The organism is Actinoplanes sp. NPDC020271, from assembly GCF_044388125.1.
Classification (GTDB): Bacteria; Actinomycetota; Actinomycetes; order Mycobacteriales; family Micromonosporaceae; genus Actinoplanes.
Genome location: NZ_JBIRWQ010000004.1, coordinates 303,076 through 322,321, shown reverse-complemented (window position 1 = coordinate 322,321; position 19,246 = coordinate 303,076). Strand labels below are relative to the sequence as shown.

11 protein-coding genes and 1 pseudogene are annotated in these 19,246 nt (G+C 70.5%); 10 read left to right on the top strand and 2 right to left on the bottom strand.

Going from position 1 to position 19,246, the window contains the following annotated elements; genetic code table 11:
• Positions 1 to 702: 702 nt before the first annotated feature.
• The 7 genes from ACH442_RS11660 (at position 703) to ACH442_RS11630 (ending at position 11,234) form a co-directional block, all read left to right on the top strand.
• Positions 703 to 1,371, top strand: coding sequence for a hypothetical protein (locus tag ACH442_RS11660; protein ID WP_396337895.1), 669 nt, complete (start codon positions 703 to 705; stop codon positions 1,369 to 1,371).
• Positions 1,372 to 1,769: 398 nt separating this feature from the next.
• A complete protein-coding gene (locus ACH442_RS11655) occupies positions 1,770 to 2,540 on the top strand; it encodes an SDR family NAD(P)-dependent oxidoreductase (protein WP_396337894.1) in 771 nt (256 codons plus the stop codon).
• Between the two features lie 172 nt (positions 2,541 to 2,712).
• Positions 2,713 to 7,050, top strand: a complete 4,338-nt coding sequence (locus ACH442_RS11650; RefSeq protein ID WP_396337893.1) for an AAA domain-containing protein — start codon at positions 2,713 to 2,715, stop codon at positions 7,048 to 7,050.
• Between the two features lie 336 nt (positions 7,051 to 7,386).
• Positions 7,387 to 9,033: an EAL domain-containing protein gene (locus ACH442_RS11645; RefSeq protein WP_396337892.1), complete on the top strand. Its 1,647-nt coding sequence runs from the start codon at positions 7,387 to 7,389 to the stop codon at positions 9,031 to 9,033.
• A 14-nt stretch (positions 9,034 to 9,047) separates the two neighbouring features.
• Complete coding sequence (locus ACH442_RS11640) at positions 9,048 to 9,434, top strand: cupin domain-containing protein (protein ID WP_396337891.1); 387 nt, start codon at positions 9,048 to 9,050, stop codon at positions 9,432 to 9,434.
• A 231-nt stretch (positions 9,435 to 9,665) separates the two neighbouring features.
• Entirely contained in the window at positions 9,666 to 10,115 is a 450-nt protein-coding gene (locus tag ACH442_RS11635; RefSeq protein ID WP_396337890.1) for a MarR family winged helix-turn-helix transcriptional regulator, read from the top strand.
• A 33-nt stretch (positions 10,116 to 10,148) separates the two neighbouring features.
• Positions 10,149 to 11,234: an S-(hydroxymethyl)mycothiol dehydrogenase gene (locus ACH442_RS11630; RefSeq protein ID WP_396337889.1), complete on the top strand. Its 1,086-nt coding sequence runs from the start codon at positions 10,149 to 10,151 to the stop codon at positions 11,232 to 11,234.
• A 151-nt stretch (positions 11,235 to 11,385) separates the two neighbouring features.
• Here ACH442_RS11630 and ACH442_RS11625 read toward each other — a convergent pair whose 3' ends face one another.
• Complete coding sequence (locus ACH442_RS11625; RefSeq protein ID WP_396337888.1) at positions 11,386 to 12,762, bottom strand: MGH1-like glycoside hydrolase domain-containing protein; 1,377 nt, start codon at positions 12,760 to 12,762, stop codon at positions 11,386 to 11,388.
• Between the two features lie 132 nt (positions 12,763 to 12,894).
• The gene (locus ACH442_RS11620; RefSeq protein WP_396337887.1) at positions 12,895 to 13,956 is read right to left on the bottom strand and encodes a DNA polymerase ligase N-terminal domain-containing protein; all 1,062 of its coding nucleotides are present in this window, start codon (positions 13,954 to 13,956) and stop codon (positions 12,895 to 12,897) included.
• 304 nt (positions 13,957 to 14,260) lie between these two features.
• Between ACH442_RS11620 and ACH442_RS11615 the strand changes: the two genes are divergently transcribed.
• The 3 genes and pseudogenes from ACH442_RS11615 to ACH442_RS11605 all read left to right on the top strand — a co-directional run.
• Entirely contained in the window at positions 14,261 to 15,367 is a 1,107-nt protein-coding gene (locus tag ACH442_RS11615) for an FAD-dependent monooxygenase (RefSeq protein WP_396337886.1), read from the top strand.
• Positions 15,368 to 15,597: 230 nt separating this feature from the next.
• Positions 15,598 to 17,355 (top strand): cytochrome c oxidase subunit I, encoded by a 1,758-nt coding sequence (gene ctaD / locus ACH442_RS11610; RefSeq protein ID WP_396337885.1) that lies wholly within the window; start codon positions 15,598 to 15,600, stop codon positions 17,353 to 17,355.
• A 173-nt stretch (positions 17,356 to 17,528) separates the two neighbouring features.
• Positions 17,529 to 18,734: pseudogene (locus ACH442_RS11605) on the top strand (MFS transporter); the annotation flags it as partial.
• Positions 18,735 to 19,246 lie beyond the last annotated feature (512 nt).

The window sequence follows — 19,246 nt, the reverse complement described above, 5'->3', positions numbered from 1 at the left end:
GCCGCGGGAATTGTCTGCGGTTCGGATTGGATCGATACAAGGCCGCCGTGTTCGATTCGGCCAGGTTCCGCAATGCTGAGAGTCGATGGTGCGGAGCGGATGACCGGCTGCCTGTCCAAGATCGATAGATCGCGGCGGCGCGAGCGCTCCGGAGAGCGCTCGCCCGGAGAATTTGATCAAAGAGCAGACGTTCTGACGGGAATCCGACAGTGGGCATGTCTCAAGTTGCGCCGACGCCCGGGGTTTGCCCGGTTGCCACGGGGCGGTCGGGCCTGTGTCGATCTAGCTGGAAGAGGGTGGCAGGGTCCGGAAGAAGTTTCCGTCCGAGAGTTCCACGTCGGCGTACGCGATCGGAATGATCCGCCGGATGGCGGTCGTGCAGGTGGCGAGCTATTTGATCAACGGTCGTGAAGGGATGTTCTCTTCTCCGTCACCGGTCGGAAATAAGTCCGGTGTTCAATATCGGGTGCGGGGGAAAGCGAAACCGGCTTGCAACTTGCGCGTGCGGTTCGCCGCGCAAGTTGCAGGTTTCGATACTTCTCGGGTTGACGCCCCGTCGTGGTGGCTAGCCTTTGGTCGGCAAGCGCGATTTCATTCACGTTCGTTTTTATGATCTCGTCGCCGCCCCTTCCAGTCGATCATCGGAAGTGCAACTCTTCTAGCCAGCAGTGACGTCGGAATCACGGACGGTGGTGATGGGGAATGCGTCCAGACGTTCTCGTCGGTCCCAGCGATTGGCTGGTCGAGCAGTTCGGTGACAGGGTCGCCGACGAGCTGTGGACCCGGGTGCCGGAGGCCTTGAGCACAGCGATCGACCGTGAGGTGCACGCACATTCGGCCATGACGCAGACCGTGGAGCGCGTGCTGGGTAATCCGCGCTGGGCACTGCCCTACGAGGAGCTGGTGCTCTTCCTGGGCACGCTGCCGGGGGCGGAGATCATCAGCGTTCCCCGGTCGGTCTACCAGTTGGTTCTGATCAACGGGCACATCGTGGTGCCGTGGTGCTACGGGCAGTCCGCACGGCTGTCGATGGCCGACGCCGAGGTGGGCCGTTCGTTCGGGCGGCTCGCTCGCGAGTTGCTCGGGCGGTTCGGGCCGCCGTGGCGCCGCTCGCCGGTGGAGTCGCCGCTCCCGCTGGACGCGGTCGACGAGCGGGAGGTCGCCAAGATCTGTGCGGCCATCGCGCGCATCGAGCCGAAGCCCGAGGTGGTGATCGCGGGCTACGCCGGGGCGCCGAATCTCGGGTTGCTGCGGGCCTGCCTGGGCGAGGTCAAGTCCACCGACAACGGCACTCTGAACTGGAGCCACCTCGACGATCTGCCTCTTCCGCCTCCGGTGATCCCGCGTCCCCGGCGCATGCAGTTCCCCTGAGGCCGGGGTTCGCGGGCTCGGAATCTTCCCGAGTCCGCGGCCTCCGGCAAGGCTTCCATCAGCGGCGGGCCGGAGCCGCCCGGTGGACACCGCCCTCCCGCCCTGGGCGGCGTCCACCGGTTCCGCCGCCCTCCCGCCCTGGCCCTGGGCGGCGTCCACCGGTTCCGCCGCCCTCCCGCCCTGGCCCTGGGCGGCGTCCGCCGGTTCCGCCGCCCGGAAAGCGCGCGAGACGTCCGCGGTGAGCACCGGTCCCGCCCGGCCCGGAAACACGCTGGCGAGCGTCGGTTCTGCCATCTCCTGACCTGCCGGTCGTTCACCGGTCCCGCTGCCGGTGTGCGCGAGTGAGGCTCCGCGGGAAAATGACCAACGACGGAGTCGGCGGCGTTGGGGGCAGGGCGATGGACAAGCGGTCGATCGTGGTCACCGGCGGCGGCCGGGGAATCGGGCGTGCCGTCGTCGAACGTCTCGTCGCCGGCCGGCACACCGTCGTGGTGCTGGAGAACGACCCCGACGCCGTCGGTTGGGTGGCGACCCACCCGGCCCGGGATCGGATCCTCCCGGTGATCGGTGACGCCTCCGCGCAGGCCGTGGCCGAGCACGCCGCCGAGACCGCCACCTCCGCGGCCCCGCTGCGCGGCTGGGTCAACAATGCGGCGGTCTTTCCCGCGGCGTGGCTGCACGAGACCTCGGCCGCCGAGGTGAGCGCGTTGATCCGGCGCAACCTCGATCTGGCACTGACCGGTTGTGCGGTCGCCTTGCGCTGGTTCCCGCCCGGCGGCGGCGCGATCGTGAACATGTCGTCGCATCAGGCGCAGCGAGCGGTCCGCGGGGCTTTGCCGTACGCGACGGCGAAAGCCGCGATCGAGGGCCTGACCAGGGCGTTGGCAGTGGATTACGGTGCTCGCGGCGTACGGGCAAATGCTCTTGCCCTGGGTTCTGTCGCGACCGAACGGTCGGCGTCGTATCTCCGAGGACTACCGGAAGCGGACCGTCTCGCCTTCGACCGGGAGATCCGGTTGCTGCAGCCGGTCGGCCGGATGGGCAGTCCGGCGGAGGTCGCCGAGGTGGTGGCGTTCCTGTTGTCGGATGCGGCGGGGTTCCTGAACGGCGCGATCATCCCGCTGGACGGCGGCCGGTCGGCGGTCGGCCGCGATCCGGAGGAGGCCTGACGCGTTCCGGAGGGGGTCGGCCGCGTTCCGGAGGAGGCCTGACGCGTTCCGGAGGAGGTCGGCCGCGATCCGGAGGAGGCCTGAGGTGATTCGGGGAAGGCCTGGATCCGGGTGCCGGGACGGCGGGCGACCGTAGGAGCGGGGCGCCGGCGCCGCCTCTAGACTTCACCGGATGGAGTCGCCCACGACGATCCGGGACCGGGCTGTCGCGGTCGCCGACTACCTCCTTGCGGTCCGCGCGCAGATGGACCGCCCGGCCCGCACCGTGCCGCCGGATGCGCATTGGCTGGACGGATTGCCCGCTCACCCGGACTGCCAGGCTGGTCCGGGCGCGGATGGCGCGTCCTGGTTGCGGGTCGGCCGCCCCGAGTTGCCGGCGCCGGTGAGTGTTCCGGCCGCTCTGCGCCGGCGCCTGCGCGGCGAAGTCACCGCCGCTGCCGAACCGGCGATGATCCACGACCATAAATCGCAAGAAGCGAGCATAAATCGGGCAGACGGGGCTGAAGCCGCCGAGAAAGCCGTGGAAGCCGGGAGTGTCCGGAGTGCCGCGAACGCCAGAAATGCCAACAGCGCAGAGAACGCCGGAAACGCCGAGAACGACGAAGAAACCGCCCCGGACAACTTCGACCGCTGGCGCGACGAGACCTGGCGCCCCTGGTCCCACCTGACCGCCGCCGCCGACCGAACCCGCGACCTGCACCGCAACTTGTTCGACCGCATGCACCAGATCGACATGGCCGCCGCAACCACCGAAATGGTCTGGGGCCACGGCCTCCTGGAGACCGAGATCAACGGCACCCGGGTCCGCTATCCGCTGGTGGCGACCCCGGTCCTGATCGAGTACGACGCGGATCGCGCCTTGATCACCGTCTCCCCGGCCGGCCCGTCCCGGCTGCAGACCGATGCTCTGCACGGGCTCGACGAACGTCACCTGAGCCAGCTTCAGGGCCTGGCCGGCCCGGGCGGTGTCGTCGAGGTCGACCTCTGGAACGACGTGGAGCGCCGGGAGTTCTTCGAGCGGGCCCTGACCCGTCTCGGCCACGACCGTATGGTCCTGGGCGCCGCGGAGAAGGCGACCGGAACCCTGATCAGGGACACCGCTGTCCTTTTCGCCCGTCCCCGCCAGCGCCAGCTCCGCGGCTTCCTGGAGAACCTCCGCAACCGCCTCACCGAGAACCGCGCCATCGAGGGCGTCGGCGCCCTGGCCGCGATCCTCGCGCACGAGCCCAGCCGCCTCGCCATGCCCGACGATCATCCGGAGTTCTGGGACCGGGTCGGCGCGCGCCTGCTCATGCCGCTGCCTACCAACGAGGCGCAGGAGTCGATCGCGCGCCGGCTGGCGCAGCACCGCAACGTCGCTGTTCAGGGCCCGCCCGGCACGGGAAAGACGCACACCATCCGCAACCTGATCTGCCATCTGATGGCGAACGGCAAGCGGGTCCTGGTCGTCGCGCAGAAGGAGGAGCCGCTCCGGGTGCTGCGGGACGGTCTGCCCGAGGAGGTGCGGGCGCTCTGCCTGGCGGTTCTGGGCCGGACGACCGATCAGTTGGTCCAGCTGCAGCTCGCTGCGCGGGAGCTCTCGGACCGTGCCGCGACCTTGGACAAGGAGGCCGAGGCGCGGCGGGTCGAGCGTCTCACCGTGAGCTTGGAGGAGGCCGAGCGCGAGCTGGCGTCGGCGCTGGCCGGGCTGCGGCTGATCGCCGAGAGCGAGGCCACGACGTACCAGATCGGCGGGGTCGGTCTGCTCCCGGCCGAGGTCGGTGCGTGGCTGCGGGAGCGGGCGGCGGCGCACGGCGGCATCCCGGATCCGGTCTCGGGTCCGCCACCGCTGACCATCGAGGAGTTCGCGTCGCTGTTGAAGCTGGCCGCGCGGATGACCCCGGAGGACCGGGCCGCGTCGATGCGCCCGTTGCCGGAGATCATGGATCTGCCCGACGAGGCCACGGCCTCGGCCCGGAGGGCCGAGATCGCCGCGGCGCAGCTGCGTCTGTCGCGCCTGCTGGACCAGGGCGTCGACATCGATTTTGTACGGTCTCGGCACCGCCCCGCCCACACCGAGCTGATGAACGATCTCCGCGAGGCGGTGTCGTGGCTGCGTCGTCGCGAGGGCACGTGGACGGACCGTCTGGGCCGGCTGATGGACGACCAGCACTGGCGCACGTTGTGGGCGGATCATGTCGCCACGGTCGCGGCGCTGCTCGACGAGTTGGCGGCGAGTGCGAAGGAGCAGGCCGGCCACCGCGTGGTGATCGGGGAGCAGTTGCTGGCCGAGCCGAAGCTGCTGCTGGTGCGGCTGGCCGAGATCCGTCAGCGGTTCGCGGCCGGCAAGGGGCTGAACCGGTTGTTGCAGGCGGCCCTGTTCCGGGTGGCGGACGAGATCCGGGTCGACGGCGAGCCGATGCGCACGGCCGAGGACGTGGATCTGGTCGCGGCCCGGGTGCGGCGGGCGCAGGCCCATCGGCGGCTCGGTGACGTGTGGACGGATTGGGTGGACCGGCTGCGCATCGACGAGCCGGCGGGCGGCTGGACCGATCCGGAGGTGTGGGCCGGGCTGCTGCTGACCGAGGCGGCGCAGTCGCTCGAGTTCGATCTGCGGCGCTGGCCTCCGCTGGTGGAGCGGATGGCCCAGGTCGTACCGCAAATTGATCTTGAATTGGATGCTGCGCGTCTCGCGGCCGTGGCCGAGCTGATCGACGGCGCCGGCGAGATCTTCGCCCTGGAACAGGCGCAGGCGGCCGAGCGGGCGGTGGCCGAGCGGCTGGCGCCGTGGCCGGAGCTGGCGCAGGCCTGGCAGAAGCTGGACGGCTGGGACGAGGCGCTCGCGGAGATCACCCGGGTGGCCCTGCTGCAGCCGGACGTGCTGCGGTTCCATGCCGCGCACGACCGGCTGGTCACCGTGGCGCCGGAGTGGGCCGCGAAGATCGCCACGGGGGAGCACCCGGTGGTCTCCGGGCAGGCTTGCCTGGAGGCGTGGGAGTGGCGGCGCGCGCAGACCTGGTTCGACGGCGTGGTCGGTGACGTCGACCCGGCCGTGCTGGGCCGGCGGGTGGAACGCGCCCGCGCGAAGATCCGCCGCCGGACCGGTGAGCTGGTCGTCGCCTCGGCCTGGCTGGAGGTGGCCCGCGCGCTGGACGACCGGCGCCGGGCCGCGCTCGCGGACTGGACCGCCGCGCTCCGCAAGATCGGCAAGGGCACCGGTCGCAGCGCCGCGCTCTGGCAGGCACACGCTCAGCGGGCGATGGAGTCGGCGGTGAGCGCGGTGCCGGTCTGGGTCATGTCGGTGGACCGGGCGATCGAGCAGTTCGCCGGCGGGGCGACCTTCGACGTGGTGATCGTCGACGAGGCGTCGCAGGCGGATCTGTTCGCGCTGCCGGTCCTGTCGCTGGCCGAGCGGGCCGTGGTGGTCGGCGACGATCAGCAGATCGGCCCGCAACTCGGCTTCGTCGGGTCGGTGCAGGGGCTGATCCAGCGGCACCTGGGCGACGTGCCGTCGGCGGAGCACTTCGACCCCGAGTCGTCACTTTATGATCACGCGGTGCGACGCTCTCCGGAGCGGATCCTGCTGACCGAGCACTTCCGGTCGGTGCCGCAGATCATCGAGTTCTCGTCGCGGCACTACTACGACGGCAAGATCATGCCGCTGCGCGCGGATCGTCCCGCGCTGCCGCCGATCCGGACCGAGTTCTGCCCGGAGGGTGCCCGGGTCAACCTCCCGGGTGTCGGTGACATCAACCCGGCCGAGGCGGACGCCCTGGTCGACCGCATCACGAAGATCGTCTCCGATCCGCGGTACGACGGCCGGACGCTCGGCGTGATCAGTCTGCTGAGCAGCAGCGGTCAGGCCGGACACCTGCTCACCCAGTTGCGCGAGGCGATCGGCGAGGACGAGATCCAGGCGCGGCGCCTGCGGGTCGGTGACGCCTACACGTTCCAGGGCGACGAACGCGACGTAATGCTCGTGTCCATGGTCGTGTCCGAGAATGATCCCCGCGTTGCGGCGTTCACCAAGCGCGATTACCACCGCCGGATCAATGTGGCGGCGTCCCGGGCCCGTGATCAGTTGTGGATTTACCATTCCGTCCGGCCCGGATCTCTGCTCCCGGACGACGCACGGGCGCTCCTGTTGTCGTACGCGATGAATGTCTCGGTGGAAAACACCGTGAGCGATCCGGCGGCCCGGTGCGAAAGCGATTTCGAGCGCGATGTGTTGCGCCTTCTCGCGGTGCGGGGCTACCGGCCGATCCCGCAGTTCCGGATCGGTGGCTACCGGATCGACTTCGTGCTGAACGCGCCGGACGGCCGGCGGCTGGCGATCGAGTGCGACGGTGACGCCTACCAGGGGCCGGAGCGGTGGGAGAGCGACATGCGGCGGCAGGCTGTGCTGGAACGGGTGGGAAACTGCGTGTTCGTCCGGATCCGTGGCAGTGTCTTCGCCCGCGAGCCGGAGGCGGCGATGCGGCCGGTGTGGCAGCGCGTCACCGAGTTGGAGATCACTCCGGCCGTCGAGTGAGGGTCACCCACCGCATGTTTTTCGGAACGGCGCGTGCATGTGGACGGTGGCTCGTGGGTAGGAAACTGCGCAAGGTTTTCCGCTGGACACAAACAGTGACTGTCTGTCATGGAGGCTGAGGCGCTTTTCGGTGGAATTGGGTAGGAAAGCGGTCCTCCGTTCGGTTGTTTCGCTACTCTGGATGGGCGATAATTCCCTGCTCCTGGCCTCGCCTGCGGATACGTCAAAACTTTGACAAGGCGTCCACTGTTACTGCGGCCCGGTGACAGGTCGTAATAGGTAGGGGTCCGTGGTGGCTGGGGAAGCAGTCGTGTTCGAGGGGGGAGGTGCTGCCGGATGACCGTGCCCGAAGAACGCGAGCGCTGGACGCCGCCGGCCGCCTCGCTGCCCGAGCCCCGCCCGCCGGCCGAGGACCGCGCGGCCTGGTTCTCCTACACCGCCGCCAACGATCAGATCGTCTGGTCCGCCGCCCTGTCCGCGATGCTCGGCCGGACGCCGGCCCGGGACGGGATGACCCGCCAGGTCCTCGCCCGCTACGTGCACCGCGACGACCTCGCCGCCGCGCTCGGCGCGATCACCGAGGCCTGGACCACCCGGGCCACCGTGCGGTCCACGGTCCGGCTGATGCGCCACGACGGCGGCTGGTTCGACGTCGACTGCCGGCTGGAGCCGATGATGAGCCCGGACGGCACCGTCCGCGGCATCCGCGGCACGGTCCGCGACGTCACCGACCGGGAACGGGCCCGCCGCGAGGATGCCCGGCTGACCCGCCGCGGCGAGACCGTGCAGACCTCGCTGGTCGATCCGGACCCGGCGACCGGCCTGCTGACCCGCGCCCGGTTCGCCGACGAGATCGACCGTGCGCTGCGCCAGGCGTCCGGGGCGTTGCTGGTGCTGCGCGTGCAGGCCGACAGCGGCGACGCCGACCTGCTGCACCGGGCCGCCCGGAGCCTGGAGGACCGGGTCGGCCCGGACCAGCTGCTCGGCCGGGTCGGCACCAACGAGATCGCCGTCCTGCTGGCCGCGTGCGCCTGGCCGGCCGCTCGCAAACAGGCGAACGCGCTGGTCGAGTCCCTGCGCGACGAGTCCGGGGCCCGGGTCTGGGGCGGGCTGGTCCGCTTCCGGCCCGACGGCGAGGCCGGCAGCCACGACCTGCTGATCGACGCCGAGCAGGCCTGGCGGCAGTCGCGCGAGGTGGACTGCCCGGTCACCCTGGTCGCGCATCCGGTGCCGGCCCGTGACCGGCAGGGCTCCTACCGGAACCGGGTTGCCGACGCGCTCGGCACCGACCGGTTCACGCTCTACTCCCAGCCGATCCTGGAGCTGCAGACGAACCGGGTGACCCGGCACGAGCTGCTGCTGCGGGTGCTCGACGAGGCGGACGGCCCGCAGTCGCCGACCCAGGTGCTGGACACCGCCGAGCGGCTGGACGCGGTCTTCGACATCGACCTGTGGGTGGTCGAGCGGGCCATGCGCCTCGCCACCGAACAGCCCGGGATGGGCTTGCAGATCAACCTCTCCGGCCGCTCGGTCGGCGATCCGCGGCTGACCGCCGAGGTGGAGAGGCTGCTCACGCAGTACGGGGTGAATCCCGAACAGCTCACCTTCGAGATCACCGAGACCGCGCTGATCGGGAACCTGAGCGAGGCTCGCCGGTTCGCCGACCGGATCCGTGATCTGGGGTGCTCGCTCGCGCTCGACGACTTCGGCTCGGGCTACGCGTCCTTCCGTTATCTGCGTCTCTTCCCGATCGACCTCGTCAAGATCGACGGGGAGTATGTGGTCGATCTGGTCGACAACCCCCAGGATCAGGTACTGGTCCGTGCCCTGGTCCAGGTCTGCCAGGCGTACGGCATCCACACCGTCGCCGAGTTCGTCCAGGACGAGGCCACCCTCCGCATGCTGCGGGAACTCGGCGTCGACTACGTCCAGGGGTACCTGATCGGCCGTCCGTCACCGGTGAACCCGGGCGGCCTCGCTTAGGTAGCGTTTGCGGCATGGAGCACTACGTCATTGCCACTGTCGCCGAGCAGAGTTCCGACTTCCGCCGGGTGCTGTGGACCGGTAAGCACACCCAGCTCGTCATCATGACCGTCCCGGCCGGCGGCGAGATCGGTGCGGAGATCCACCACGTGGACCAGATCCTCACCTTCGTCAGCGGCGTCGGCAAGGCGATCATCGGTGGGGAGACCCGCACGGTGCAGCAGGGTGACCTGGTCATCGTCCCGGCCGGGGTGCAGCACAACTTCGTCAACGACGGGCCGAACCCGCTGGTTCTGCACACCGTTTACGGCCCGCCGGAGCACGCCGACGGCGCGGTGCACAAGACGAAGGAAGAAGGCGACGCTCTCGAAGAAGCGGGACTCGACAATCCGCCCGCCTGAATTTCCGTTTCTGCGCGTTCATTTCTGAACACTTTGTTTTGCTATTAGGCGCACGACGCCGGAACCGGCCGAGGCCCCCCAGCCAGCCGGTTCCGGCGCCGTGTCGAGGTGGAAAGTCCTCGGACAGCCTACTCGGTGAGGTTCACGTAAGTCGATCGATTCGGTGACCCGCCGTGGAATGCTGTCCGCCCGGCCCATGCCCGACTGTCCGAACGCCACTAACCTTCCAGCATGGACGAGCCCCGCTGGTTGACGCAGGAGCAGCAGGCGGCCTGGCGGAGCCTGGTGGAAGTGCTGGTCAAGGTGCCCGCGGCGCTGGAGACCCAACTGCAGCGGGATGCCGGGCTCACGCACATGGGGTACCTGGTGATGATGACGCTCTCCGAGCATCCGGACCGCCGACTCCCCATGAGTCACCTGGCCAAACGTGCCTGCGCCTCGCTGTCGCGGCTCTCCCACGTGGTGGCCCGGCTGGAGGAGAAGGGCTGGCTGCGCCGCGAGCGGGACTCCGGCGACGGGCGGGTGCAGATCGCGGTGCTGACCGACGAGGGGTTCGCCAAGGTCGCCGAGACCGCTCCCGGTCATGCCGAGACGGTGCAGCAACTGGTCTTCGACCGGCTCACCCCGGCCCAGGCCCGCCAGCTCGGCAAGCTGGCCGAAGCCTTACTGAAAAATCCGTAGAGTCGGCATCATGCGGAAAGGTGCGTGCAACAGATGAGTCAGCTGGTGCGGGGCGTGATCGCCCGGGAGAAGGGCAAGCCGGTCGAGGTCGCCACGATCGTGGTGCCCGACCCGGGGCCGGGCGAGGCCGTCGTGAAGGTGCAGACGTGCGGCGTGTGTCACACCGACCTGCACTATCGGGAGGGCGGGATCAACGACGAGTTCCCGTTCCTGCTCGGGCACGAGGCGGCCGGGGTCGTCGAGGCGGTCGGCGACGGCGTGACCGACGTCGCGCCCGGTGACTTCGTGGTCCTCAACTGGCGTGCCGTCTGCGGCAACTGCCGCGCCTGCCTCAAGGGCAAGCCGTGGTACTGCTTCAACACCCACAACGCCAAGCAGAGGATGACCCTGGAGGACGGCACCGAGCTCTCCCCGGCGCTCGGCATCGGCGCATTCGTGGAGAAGACGCTGGTGCACGCCGGCCAGTGCACGAAGGTGGACCCGCAGGCCCGTCCGGCCGCGGTCGGCCTGCTCGGCTGCGGCGTGATGGCCGGCCTCGGCGCGGCGATCAACACCGGCGGCGTGACCCGCGGCGACTCGGTCGCGGTGATCGGCTGCGGCGGGGTCGGCAACGGCGCGGTGGCCGGGGCGGCACTCGCCGGCGCCACCACGATCGTCGCGATCGACACCGACGACCGGAAGCTGGAGTGGGCCCGCGGCTTCGGTGCCACCCACACGGTCAACGCCCGCGAGCACGACGTGGTCGAGCGGGTGCGCGAGCTGACCGGCGGGTTCGGCGCCGACGTGGTGGTCGAGGCGGTCGGCCGGCCGGAGACCTACAAGCAGGCGTTCTATGCCCGTGACCTGGCCGGCACCGTGGTCCTGGTCGGCGTGCCGACGCCGGACATGACGATCGAGCTGCCGCTGCTCGACGTCTTCGGCCGCGGCGGCGCGCTCAAGTCCAGCTGGTACGGCGACTGCCTGCCCAGCCGCGACTTCCCGATGCTGACCGAGCTCTACCGCCAGGGCCGGCTCGACCTGGACGCGTTCGTGACCGAGGAGATCCCGCTGGACGGCGTCGAGCAGGCGTTCGCCCGGATGCACACCGGTGACGTGCTGCGCTCGGTCGTCGTCTTCTGAGAATTCAAGATATTCATTGCCCATCTCCGCCGTGGTCCTTCACCGTCGCTCCCGCGGGGACCCTTCCAGGCTTCGCAGGGCCGTGGCCGGCCCAGAACGCGAAGCCTGAAAGGGCGGCCTCCGTGGGTGGGCGCGGTCACCCCGAAAACCGTCAGTCCGCCCGGGCGTAGGCGGGCGCCGACCGATCGGCCAGCAGGTCCAGGCACAACGCCGCGGTCCAGCTGAACGTCGGCGCCCCCAGCCCCGCCCCGGTCTCCGGGTGGAAGTACTCGTAGTGCCCGTGCTCGTGGACCAGCCGCAGCGTCGCCCGCCGCAGCTGCTCCGCCTCCCCGCGCCGCCCGTGCACCTGCATGCCGCGGCGCAGCAGCCAGTTCACGTTGACCCAGACCGGCCCCCGCCAGTACCGGTGCGTGTCGAAGCTCCCGTCGCTCCGGTCAACGCTCGGCGCCGGCAGCCCGAACCGCTCCGACCGCACCTCCGCCATGATCGCCTCGACCTGATCGGCGGGCAGGTCGGGCAGCATCAGCGGGAGCAGACCGCTGACGCAACGGACCGGGCTGAGCCGTCCGGTGCGGGCGTCCCGGGCGCGGAAGGTCCGGCTGACCGGCTCCCACAGGCGGCGCGAGATCGCCGCGGTGATCTCCCGGGCGCGGTCGCGGTGCCGCCGCGCCTCGCCGGTCAGCCCGAGCACCCCGGCGATCTGCGCCAGGGCCAGCTCGGCCACGCCGAGGATGCTGTTGAAGGCCGGGCACTCCACCGCGAACGGATGCCGCTGCACCAGCTCGGTGTCCGAGTAACCGCCGTCGCGGTAGTTGAGGATCAACCCGACGTACCGGGCGTAGTCCTGGTCGGTGGGCCGGTGCGCGGCGTCCGCGACGGCCAGGTCACGCCGCTGGTAACGATCGAGCAGGGTCAGGTCGGCCGGCACCTCGGCGAGCGCCTGGTCCCAGGCCGGGCTGTTGTCGAGGCCGGATTCCCACGGGTGCACGATCGAGGCCAGCCCGCCACCGGCGGCGTCCCGTCGCTCGGTCAGGTACTCCTGCTGGCGTACCAGCCGGGGGTAGAGCCAGGCCAGCTCGGTGCGCGCCTCGCTGACGCAGGCCGCGCCGTGCGCCGCCGCGTGACGGTAGACCTCCCACGCGGCCGGCGCGTGCAGCGGCGGCTGGACGATGCCGGTGCTGCGCCGGGCCGGGCGGCCGGCCAGGACCGGCAGATCCCAGAACCCGGGCCCGGGGAAGTAGTCGTCCTCCGCGGTCGCCGGGTCGAAGACGATGTGCGGCACCCGCCCGTCCGGCCACTGCGCCTCGAACAGGGTGTGCAGGTCCCGCCAGGCCCGGGTCGGGTTCACGTAGGCCAGCCCGATCGCGATGAACGCGGTGTCCCAGCTCCACTGATGCGGGTAGAGGCGCCGGGACGGCACGGTGTGGTCGCCGGACCAGTTGGTGTCCAGCACCCGCACCGCGGACTGCCACAACTCGGCGGCCGGATCGGGGGCGGCGACGGGGGACGAGGGCAGGTGCGGATGCATGCTGAGGTCGAGGCCCTTTCCACTGCGGTCGCAGGCTTTCCCCCGCCATCGGGCGAGCCGCAGCGCTCCTGAACGAAACTGCCGGTTGCATCTTCGGTACCGCTGCATCGGGGTACGCAACCGGGGTACCTCTCAGATCACCGTGATCTCCCGCCACAGCCGGCTCGCCCGGCCGAGCAGGTAGGGCGAATCGAGCCGCTTCGCCACCACGCCGGACAAGCCCTGCGAACGGGCCGCTTCCAGGGCGAACCGCCCACCGCCGGGGAAGAACGGCGGGGTCTGCCAATGCTCCCCGGCGCACGCGAGGCCGTCCAGCAACTCACGGCGCTCGGCGTAACGGAGCAGCTCGGTCGTGGTGTGCCCGTCGAGCCAGAGGAGGTCGTACAGCAGGAATTGCACGGGATCCCTCGCGCTGCTCCTCTTCGGACTCTTCGCGGTGGCTCGCCGGGCCAGCCGGGCCGGGTCGGGTCGCGCGCCGTCGAACGCCACCACCTCGCCGTCGAGGATCGCCTCGACCGGCGCGAGCGCCGGGCCCAACGCCCGGACCTCCGGGAACAACGAGGTCAGATCCTCGCCGCCGGCTCCGCCGAGGCGCACTCGCCCGCCCGAGACGTACGCGAGACACCGCCGCCCGGCCCAGCGCATCTCGTAGCCCCAGTCGGCGTCGTCGGCCGGCAGTTCCGCCGCGCGGGTGGCCAGCATCGGTCGCAGATCGTCGGGCATCGACTCCCAGCCCGGCTCAAGGGGGTCCATCCGGCGCACCATCCAGTCGGCGCCACCGGTCTGGAAGAAGACGTAACGGCCCTTCGTGCGATCCCCGTGAAAGGTGACGCTGATCTCGTCGTCGCGCCACTTGCCGGTCTCGTAGGTGCCACTGTCGAAGATCGTCATCCGGCCGCCGCCGTACTCCCCGGCCGGGATCTCGCCGGTGAAGCCGAGGTACTCCAGAGGGTGGTCCTCGGTATGTTTGGCCAGGTTGTTGCGGGCCTGGTCACGGGGCAGGCCGCGCGGGACGGCGAACGAGACGAGCACGCCGTCGCGCTCCAGCCGGACGTCCCAGTGCAGGCTGCGCGCGTGGTGCTGCTGGATCACGAAGCGCCGATGCCCGGTCGCCGCCGGACGCTCGCCGGGAACGGGTTCGGGGGTGCGGGCGGGGTTCCGCTTGCGGCGGTATTCGTCCAGTCGATCCGGCATGCCCCGATTCTGCCGTCACCGCACGTGGCCCGGAATTGTCGTACCCCGATGGTTGGGTCCTTCGCATGACGGGGATGCAGACTTTGCCGCGCCGGGCGATCCGGGCGCGCCGGGCCGTGGCGCTGGCGCTCGCCGGGCGCGCGTTCGCGACCGTGGAACCACCCGCAGGGATGACACCAATGTGGTCGGATGCCCAGTCAACTGTGCAAACCGGACTCGATGTTGATCGTGACTTTCCCGCGACGGTGGCACGCGGTAGTGTTCTGGCTCCGACGCGTATCCATCGACAGGAAGGCGTTGGCCGATGACCTTGCGCATCCTCGTGGTGGGCGCCGGCATCGCCGGCCTGGCCGCGGCCCGGGGCCTGCGAGTCGCGGGCTTCCGGCCGGATGTGGTGGAGGCCCTGCCCGCCAGCATGAGTCCCGGCGCCGGCATCTACCTCCCGGGTAACGCGTCTCGCGCGCTGCGCCTGCTCGGTCTGGACGTCCCGCTGCGCCCGCTCGGCGACCTGATCTTCCGACAGGTCTTCCTGGACTCGCGCGGCCGTGAGCTGTTCGAGATGGACGTGGCCGGTCTGTGGGCCGGCGTCGGCGAGTCCCGCGCACTCTCCCGCGCCGACCTGCAGCAGGTGCTGCTCACCGGCGTCGGCGGCGAGGTGCGCTACGAGACCGAGGTCCGCGACGTGCAGATCATCGAGGGTGCCGCCAAGGTCGAGTTCTCGACCGGCGCCATCGCGGAATATGACCTGGTCGTGGGGGCCGACGGCCGCAAGTCGACGATCCGCGACAAGATCGGGCTGGGCGGCCCGGCCACGCCGACCGGTCAGATCGTCTACCGCGCGGTCGTCTCCGGCGGCCCGCCGCTCACCGACTGGACCGCGGTGCTGGGCCGCCGGGCCCAGTTCGTCGCGATGCCCATGGGTGGCCGCAAGATCTACTGCTACGCCGACGAGACCGCACCCGAGACGCCGGCCCCGGCCGACCCGAGCGAGCGGATGCAGGAGGTCTTCGGCGAGTTCGGCGGCCCGATCCCGGCGATCCTCGAGCGGATCGAGAAGGTGTCCGTCGCCCGCACCGACGAAGTGGTCCTGCCGGCCTGGTCGCGCGGCCCGGTCGTGCTGGTCGGCGACGCCGCCCACGCCACCGCCCCGACCCTGGCCCAGGGCGCCGCCATGTCCTTCGAGGACGGCTGGGTGCTGGGTCAGGAGCTGCGCCGGGCCGAGCCGGACATCCCGGCCGCCCTCCGGGCGTACGAGGAGCGTCGCCGGCCGCGGTGCTCGGAGGTGCGCGACCGCACCCGCGAGCGGGACCGGACCAGGGACGTGCCGCCGACCCTGCGCGACCCGATGCTGCGCCGTCGCGGCCTGCGCATCTTCACCGACCACTACAAAGGGCTCGTCACGCCGGTCTAGGTCCGGCGCCGAGCCCGGCGGCCGTGCCGCACCGTCGATCCTGGATCCGCGCCCGCGCCGGCCGGCGAGGGCGGTCGATCTTTGCTGCCCGGCGTTCGTCCTGGGTGGTCCTTTGGTCACCCGGCGAGCACCCCGCGACGGCGGGGGGTCGGTGGGGGACTATTCTGCCAGCGAGGTACGCCTGATCATTGGTGTGCCGAGTGGGTCGAACGAGACAACGGAGGCAATTCGTGACGACCGTTGCGCCGTCGCCGATCGCGACCCGTCCGTATCCTGTGCGACGGACGGTCAGGGGTTCGGCATTCGCCCGGATCCTGCGCACGACGGACGCGAAGCAGATCGGGATCATGTACATGATCACCGCCTTCGTGTTCTTCCTGCTGGGCGGCCTCATGGCGCTGCTGATGCGCGCCGAGCTGGCCCGGCCGGGCATGCAGTTCCTGTCGCCCGAGCAGTACAACCAGCTGTTCACCATGCACGGCACGATCATGCTGCTGTTCTTCGCGACACCGATCGTGTTCGCGTTCGGCAACTACGTGGTGCCGATCCAGATCGGCGCGCCGGACGTCTCCTTCCCCCGGCTCAACGCCTTCGCCTACTGGCTGTACCTCTTCGGTGGCCTGATCACCATCGGCGGGTTCCTGACCCCCGGTGGCGCCGCGGACTTCGGCTGGTTCGCCTACACCCCGCTGAGTGACTCGCTGCACTCGCCGGGCGTCGGCGGCAACATGTGGGTGGTCGGTCTGGCGATCTCGGGTCTGGGCACGATCCTCGGCTCGGTCAACCTGATCACCACGATCCTGACGCTCCGCGCGCCCGGCATGACCATGTTCCGCATGCCGATCATGACCTGGAACATGCTGGTCACGGCGCTGCTCGCGGTGATGGTCTTCCCGTTCCTGGCGGCCGCGCTCTTCGCGCTGGCGGCCGACCGTGTCCTCGGCGCGCACGTCTTCGACGTCGCGACCGGCGGTCCGATGCTCTGGCAGCACCTCTTCTGGTTCTTCGGCCACCCCGAGGTGTACATCATCGCCCTGCCGTTCTTCGGCATCATCACCGAGGTCATCCCGGTCTTCAGCCGCAAGCCGGTCTTCGGTTACAAGGGCCTGGTCGCCGCGACGCTGCTGATCGGCGCGCTGTCGATGTCGGTGTGGGCGCACCACATGTTCGTCACGGGCCAGGTGCTGCTGCCGTTCTTCAGCTTCCTGAGCTTCCTGATCGCGGTTCCGACCGGCATGAAGTTCTTCGTCTGGATCGGCACCATGTGGCGCGGCCAGATCAGCTTCGAGCCGCCGATGCTCTTCGCGATCGGCTTCCTGGTGACGTTCCTCTTCGGTGGTCTCTCCGGCGTCCTGCTGGCGGCCCCGCCGATCGACTTCCACGTCTCCGACTCGTACTTCGTGATCGCGCACTTCCACTACGTGCTCTTCGGCACGATCGTGTTCGCGGTCTTCTCCGGCATCTACTTCTGGTTCCCGAAGATGTTCGGCCGGTTCCTCGACGAGCGTCTCGCGAAGATCCACTTCTGGCTGACCTTCATCGGCTTCCACACCACGTTCCTGGTGCAGCACTGGCTCGGCACCAAGGGCATGCCGCGGCGGTACATCGACTACCTGCCCAGCGACGGCTTCACCACGCTGAACACGATCTCCACGATCGGCTCGTTCATCCTGGGCCTGGCCACGCTGCCGTTCCTCTACAACATCTGGAAGTCGTACAAGGTGGGCAAGGTTGCCTCGGCCGACGACCCGTGGGGCCACGGCAACTCGCTGGAGTGGGCGACCACCTCGCCGCCGCCGCTGCGCAACTTCGACCGGATGCCGCGGATCCGCTCCGAGCGGCCGGCCTTCGACCTGAAGTTCCCCGAGCTCGCCGCCGGTGAGCACGGCGCGCTCGCCGGCCCGCCCGAGGGCGGGGCGCGGGTGCTGTCCCACGAGTCCGACGGTGGCGCGACCTACCAGGAAGACACCGAGAGCAACAAACACTGATTTCCTGTACGACGACGGCCCCGCCCTCCCTCACCGGAGGCGGGGCCGTTCCGTTTCCGGATTGTTTCGGGGCATTCCTCGCCCCGCGACCGGTTGCCGACGTGAGCTGCACTAAAGCCGTTGGTTTATGTCGTACCCCTGGGGCAGGATCGCTGGCGGAGGTCAGGAACGTCATGCTGCTCAAGCCTTACCGGGAAACACTCGCGCTGCCCAAGGTCACATCCTTGCTCGTGGTCGCCACGCTCGCCCGCATCCCCATCGCGGCCGCCGCGGTGGTGATCACGCTGCACGTGGTCACCGACCTCGATCGGGGCTACGGCGCGGCCGGGCTGGTCGGGGCAGCCGCCACCCTCGGCGGCTCGTTCGGCGCCCCGGTGATGGGCCGCCTGGTCGACCGTCGCGGGCTGCGCCCGGTGCTGGTGCTGACCACGATCGCCGAGGTCATCTACTGGCTGGTGGCCCAGGCATTGCCCTATTGGGCGCTGCTCCCGGTCGCCGTCGTCGGCGGTTTCCTGGCCCTGCCGGCGTTCTCGGTGGCCCGCCAGTCGATCGCCGCGCTGACCCCCGAGTCCCATCGGCTGCCCGCGTTCGCCCTCGACTCGATGACCACCGAGCTGTCGTTCATGGCCGGCCCGGCGCTCGGCGTGCTGATCGCCACCAACGAGCACGCCGGCCCGCGCGTGGCCATGCTCACCCTGGCCGGCGGCATTCTGCTGGCCGGTGTCGGGCTGTGGCTGCTCAACCCGCCCACCCGCGCCGAGCACGAAGCTCCGGTTTCGGCCGGCGAGCGCGTCCCGCGGCGTGACTGGCTCAAGCCTCGGTTCGTCGCGATCCTCGCCGTCACGATGGCCGCCACCCTGGTGCTCTCCGGCACCGACGTGTCGGTCGTCGCCGTGCTGCGCTCGTCCGGCGAGCTCGGCTGGAGCGGCCTGGTGATGTCGCTGTGGGCGCTGTTCTCGTTGATCGGCGGTTTCGCCTACGGGACGGTTCGCCGCGGCCTGCCGGTGCTCGCCCTGTTCATCCCGATGGCCGTCCTGACCGTCCCGGTCGGTCTCGGCGGCTCCCACTGGTGGTTGCTCGCGCTGCTGCTGATCCCGGCCGGTGCCCTCTGCGCGCCCACGATCACCGCCAGCTCCTCGGCGATCAGCCGGATGATCCCGGCCGCGGCCCGCGGCGAAGCGATGGGCCTGCACAACTCGGCCCTCACCGTCGGGGTCGCCCTCGGCGGCCCGCTGGCCGGCCTGGCCATCGACAACCTGGGGCCGAAGTGGGGCTTCGTCGCCGTCGGCACCGTCGGCGTGCTGGTCGCGCTCCTGGTCCTCCCGGCCGAGCTGCGCCGCCGCAACGCGCCCGCGGAGCCGGCCCCTGACACCACTCCTTCCACGCCCGCGGACCCGGTCCCTGACACCGCTCCCTCCACACCCGCGGACCCGGCCCCTGACACCGCTCCCTCCACACCCGCGGACCCGACCTCTGACACCGCTCCCTCCGCGCCCGACAAGCTCAACTCGCCCTCGCCCTCGCCCTCGTCGGCTGCTGGTCCGGTGCCGGCTGGTCATGTGGGAGCCGCCGGGGCCGCTGAGCTCGGTGCGGTTCCGGCGGCTGACTCCGAGTTGAAGCCGGCTGATGACCTGGCTTCGTCTTCCACCGGCGGTGCCGCTCCGGCCGGTCGCTGACGGGGCGGCGGTCTCTACGGCCCGGCCCGGTCTGTCGACCCTGGCTGGAGGCCGGCGGCTCTGGTTTCGGCTGGGCCCGACGGCGCCGGCTGGGCCCGACGGCGCCGGCTGGGCCCGACGGCGCCGGCTGGGGCTGGCGGCGCCGGCTGGGGCTGGCGGCTCTGGTTTCGGCTGGGCTCGACGGCGCCGGCTGGGGCTGGCGGATCTCGCTTCGG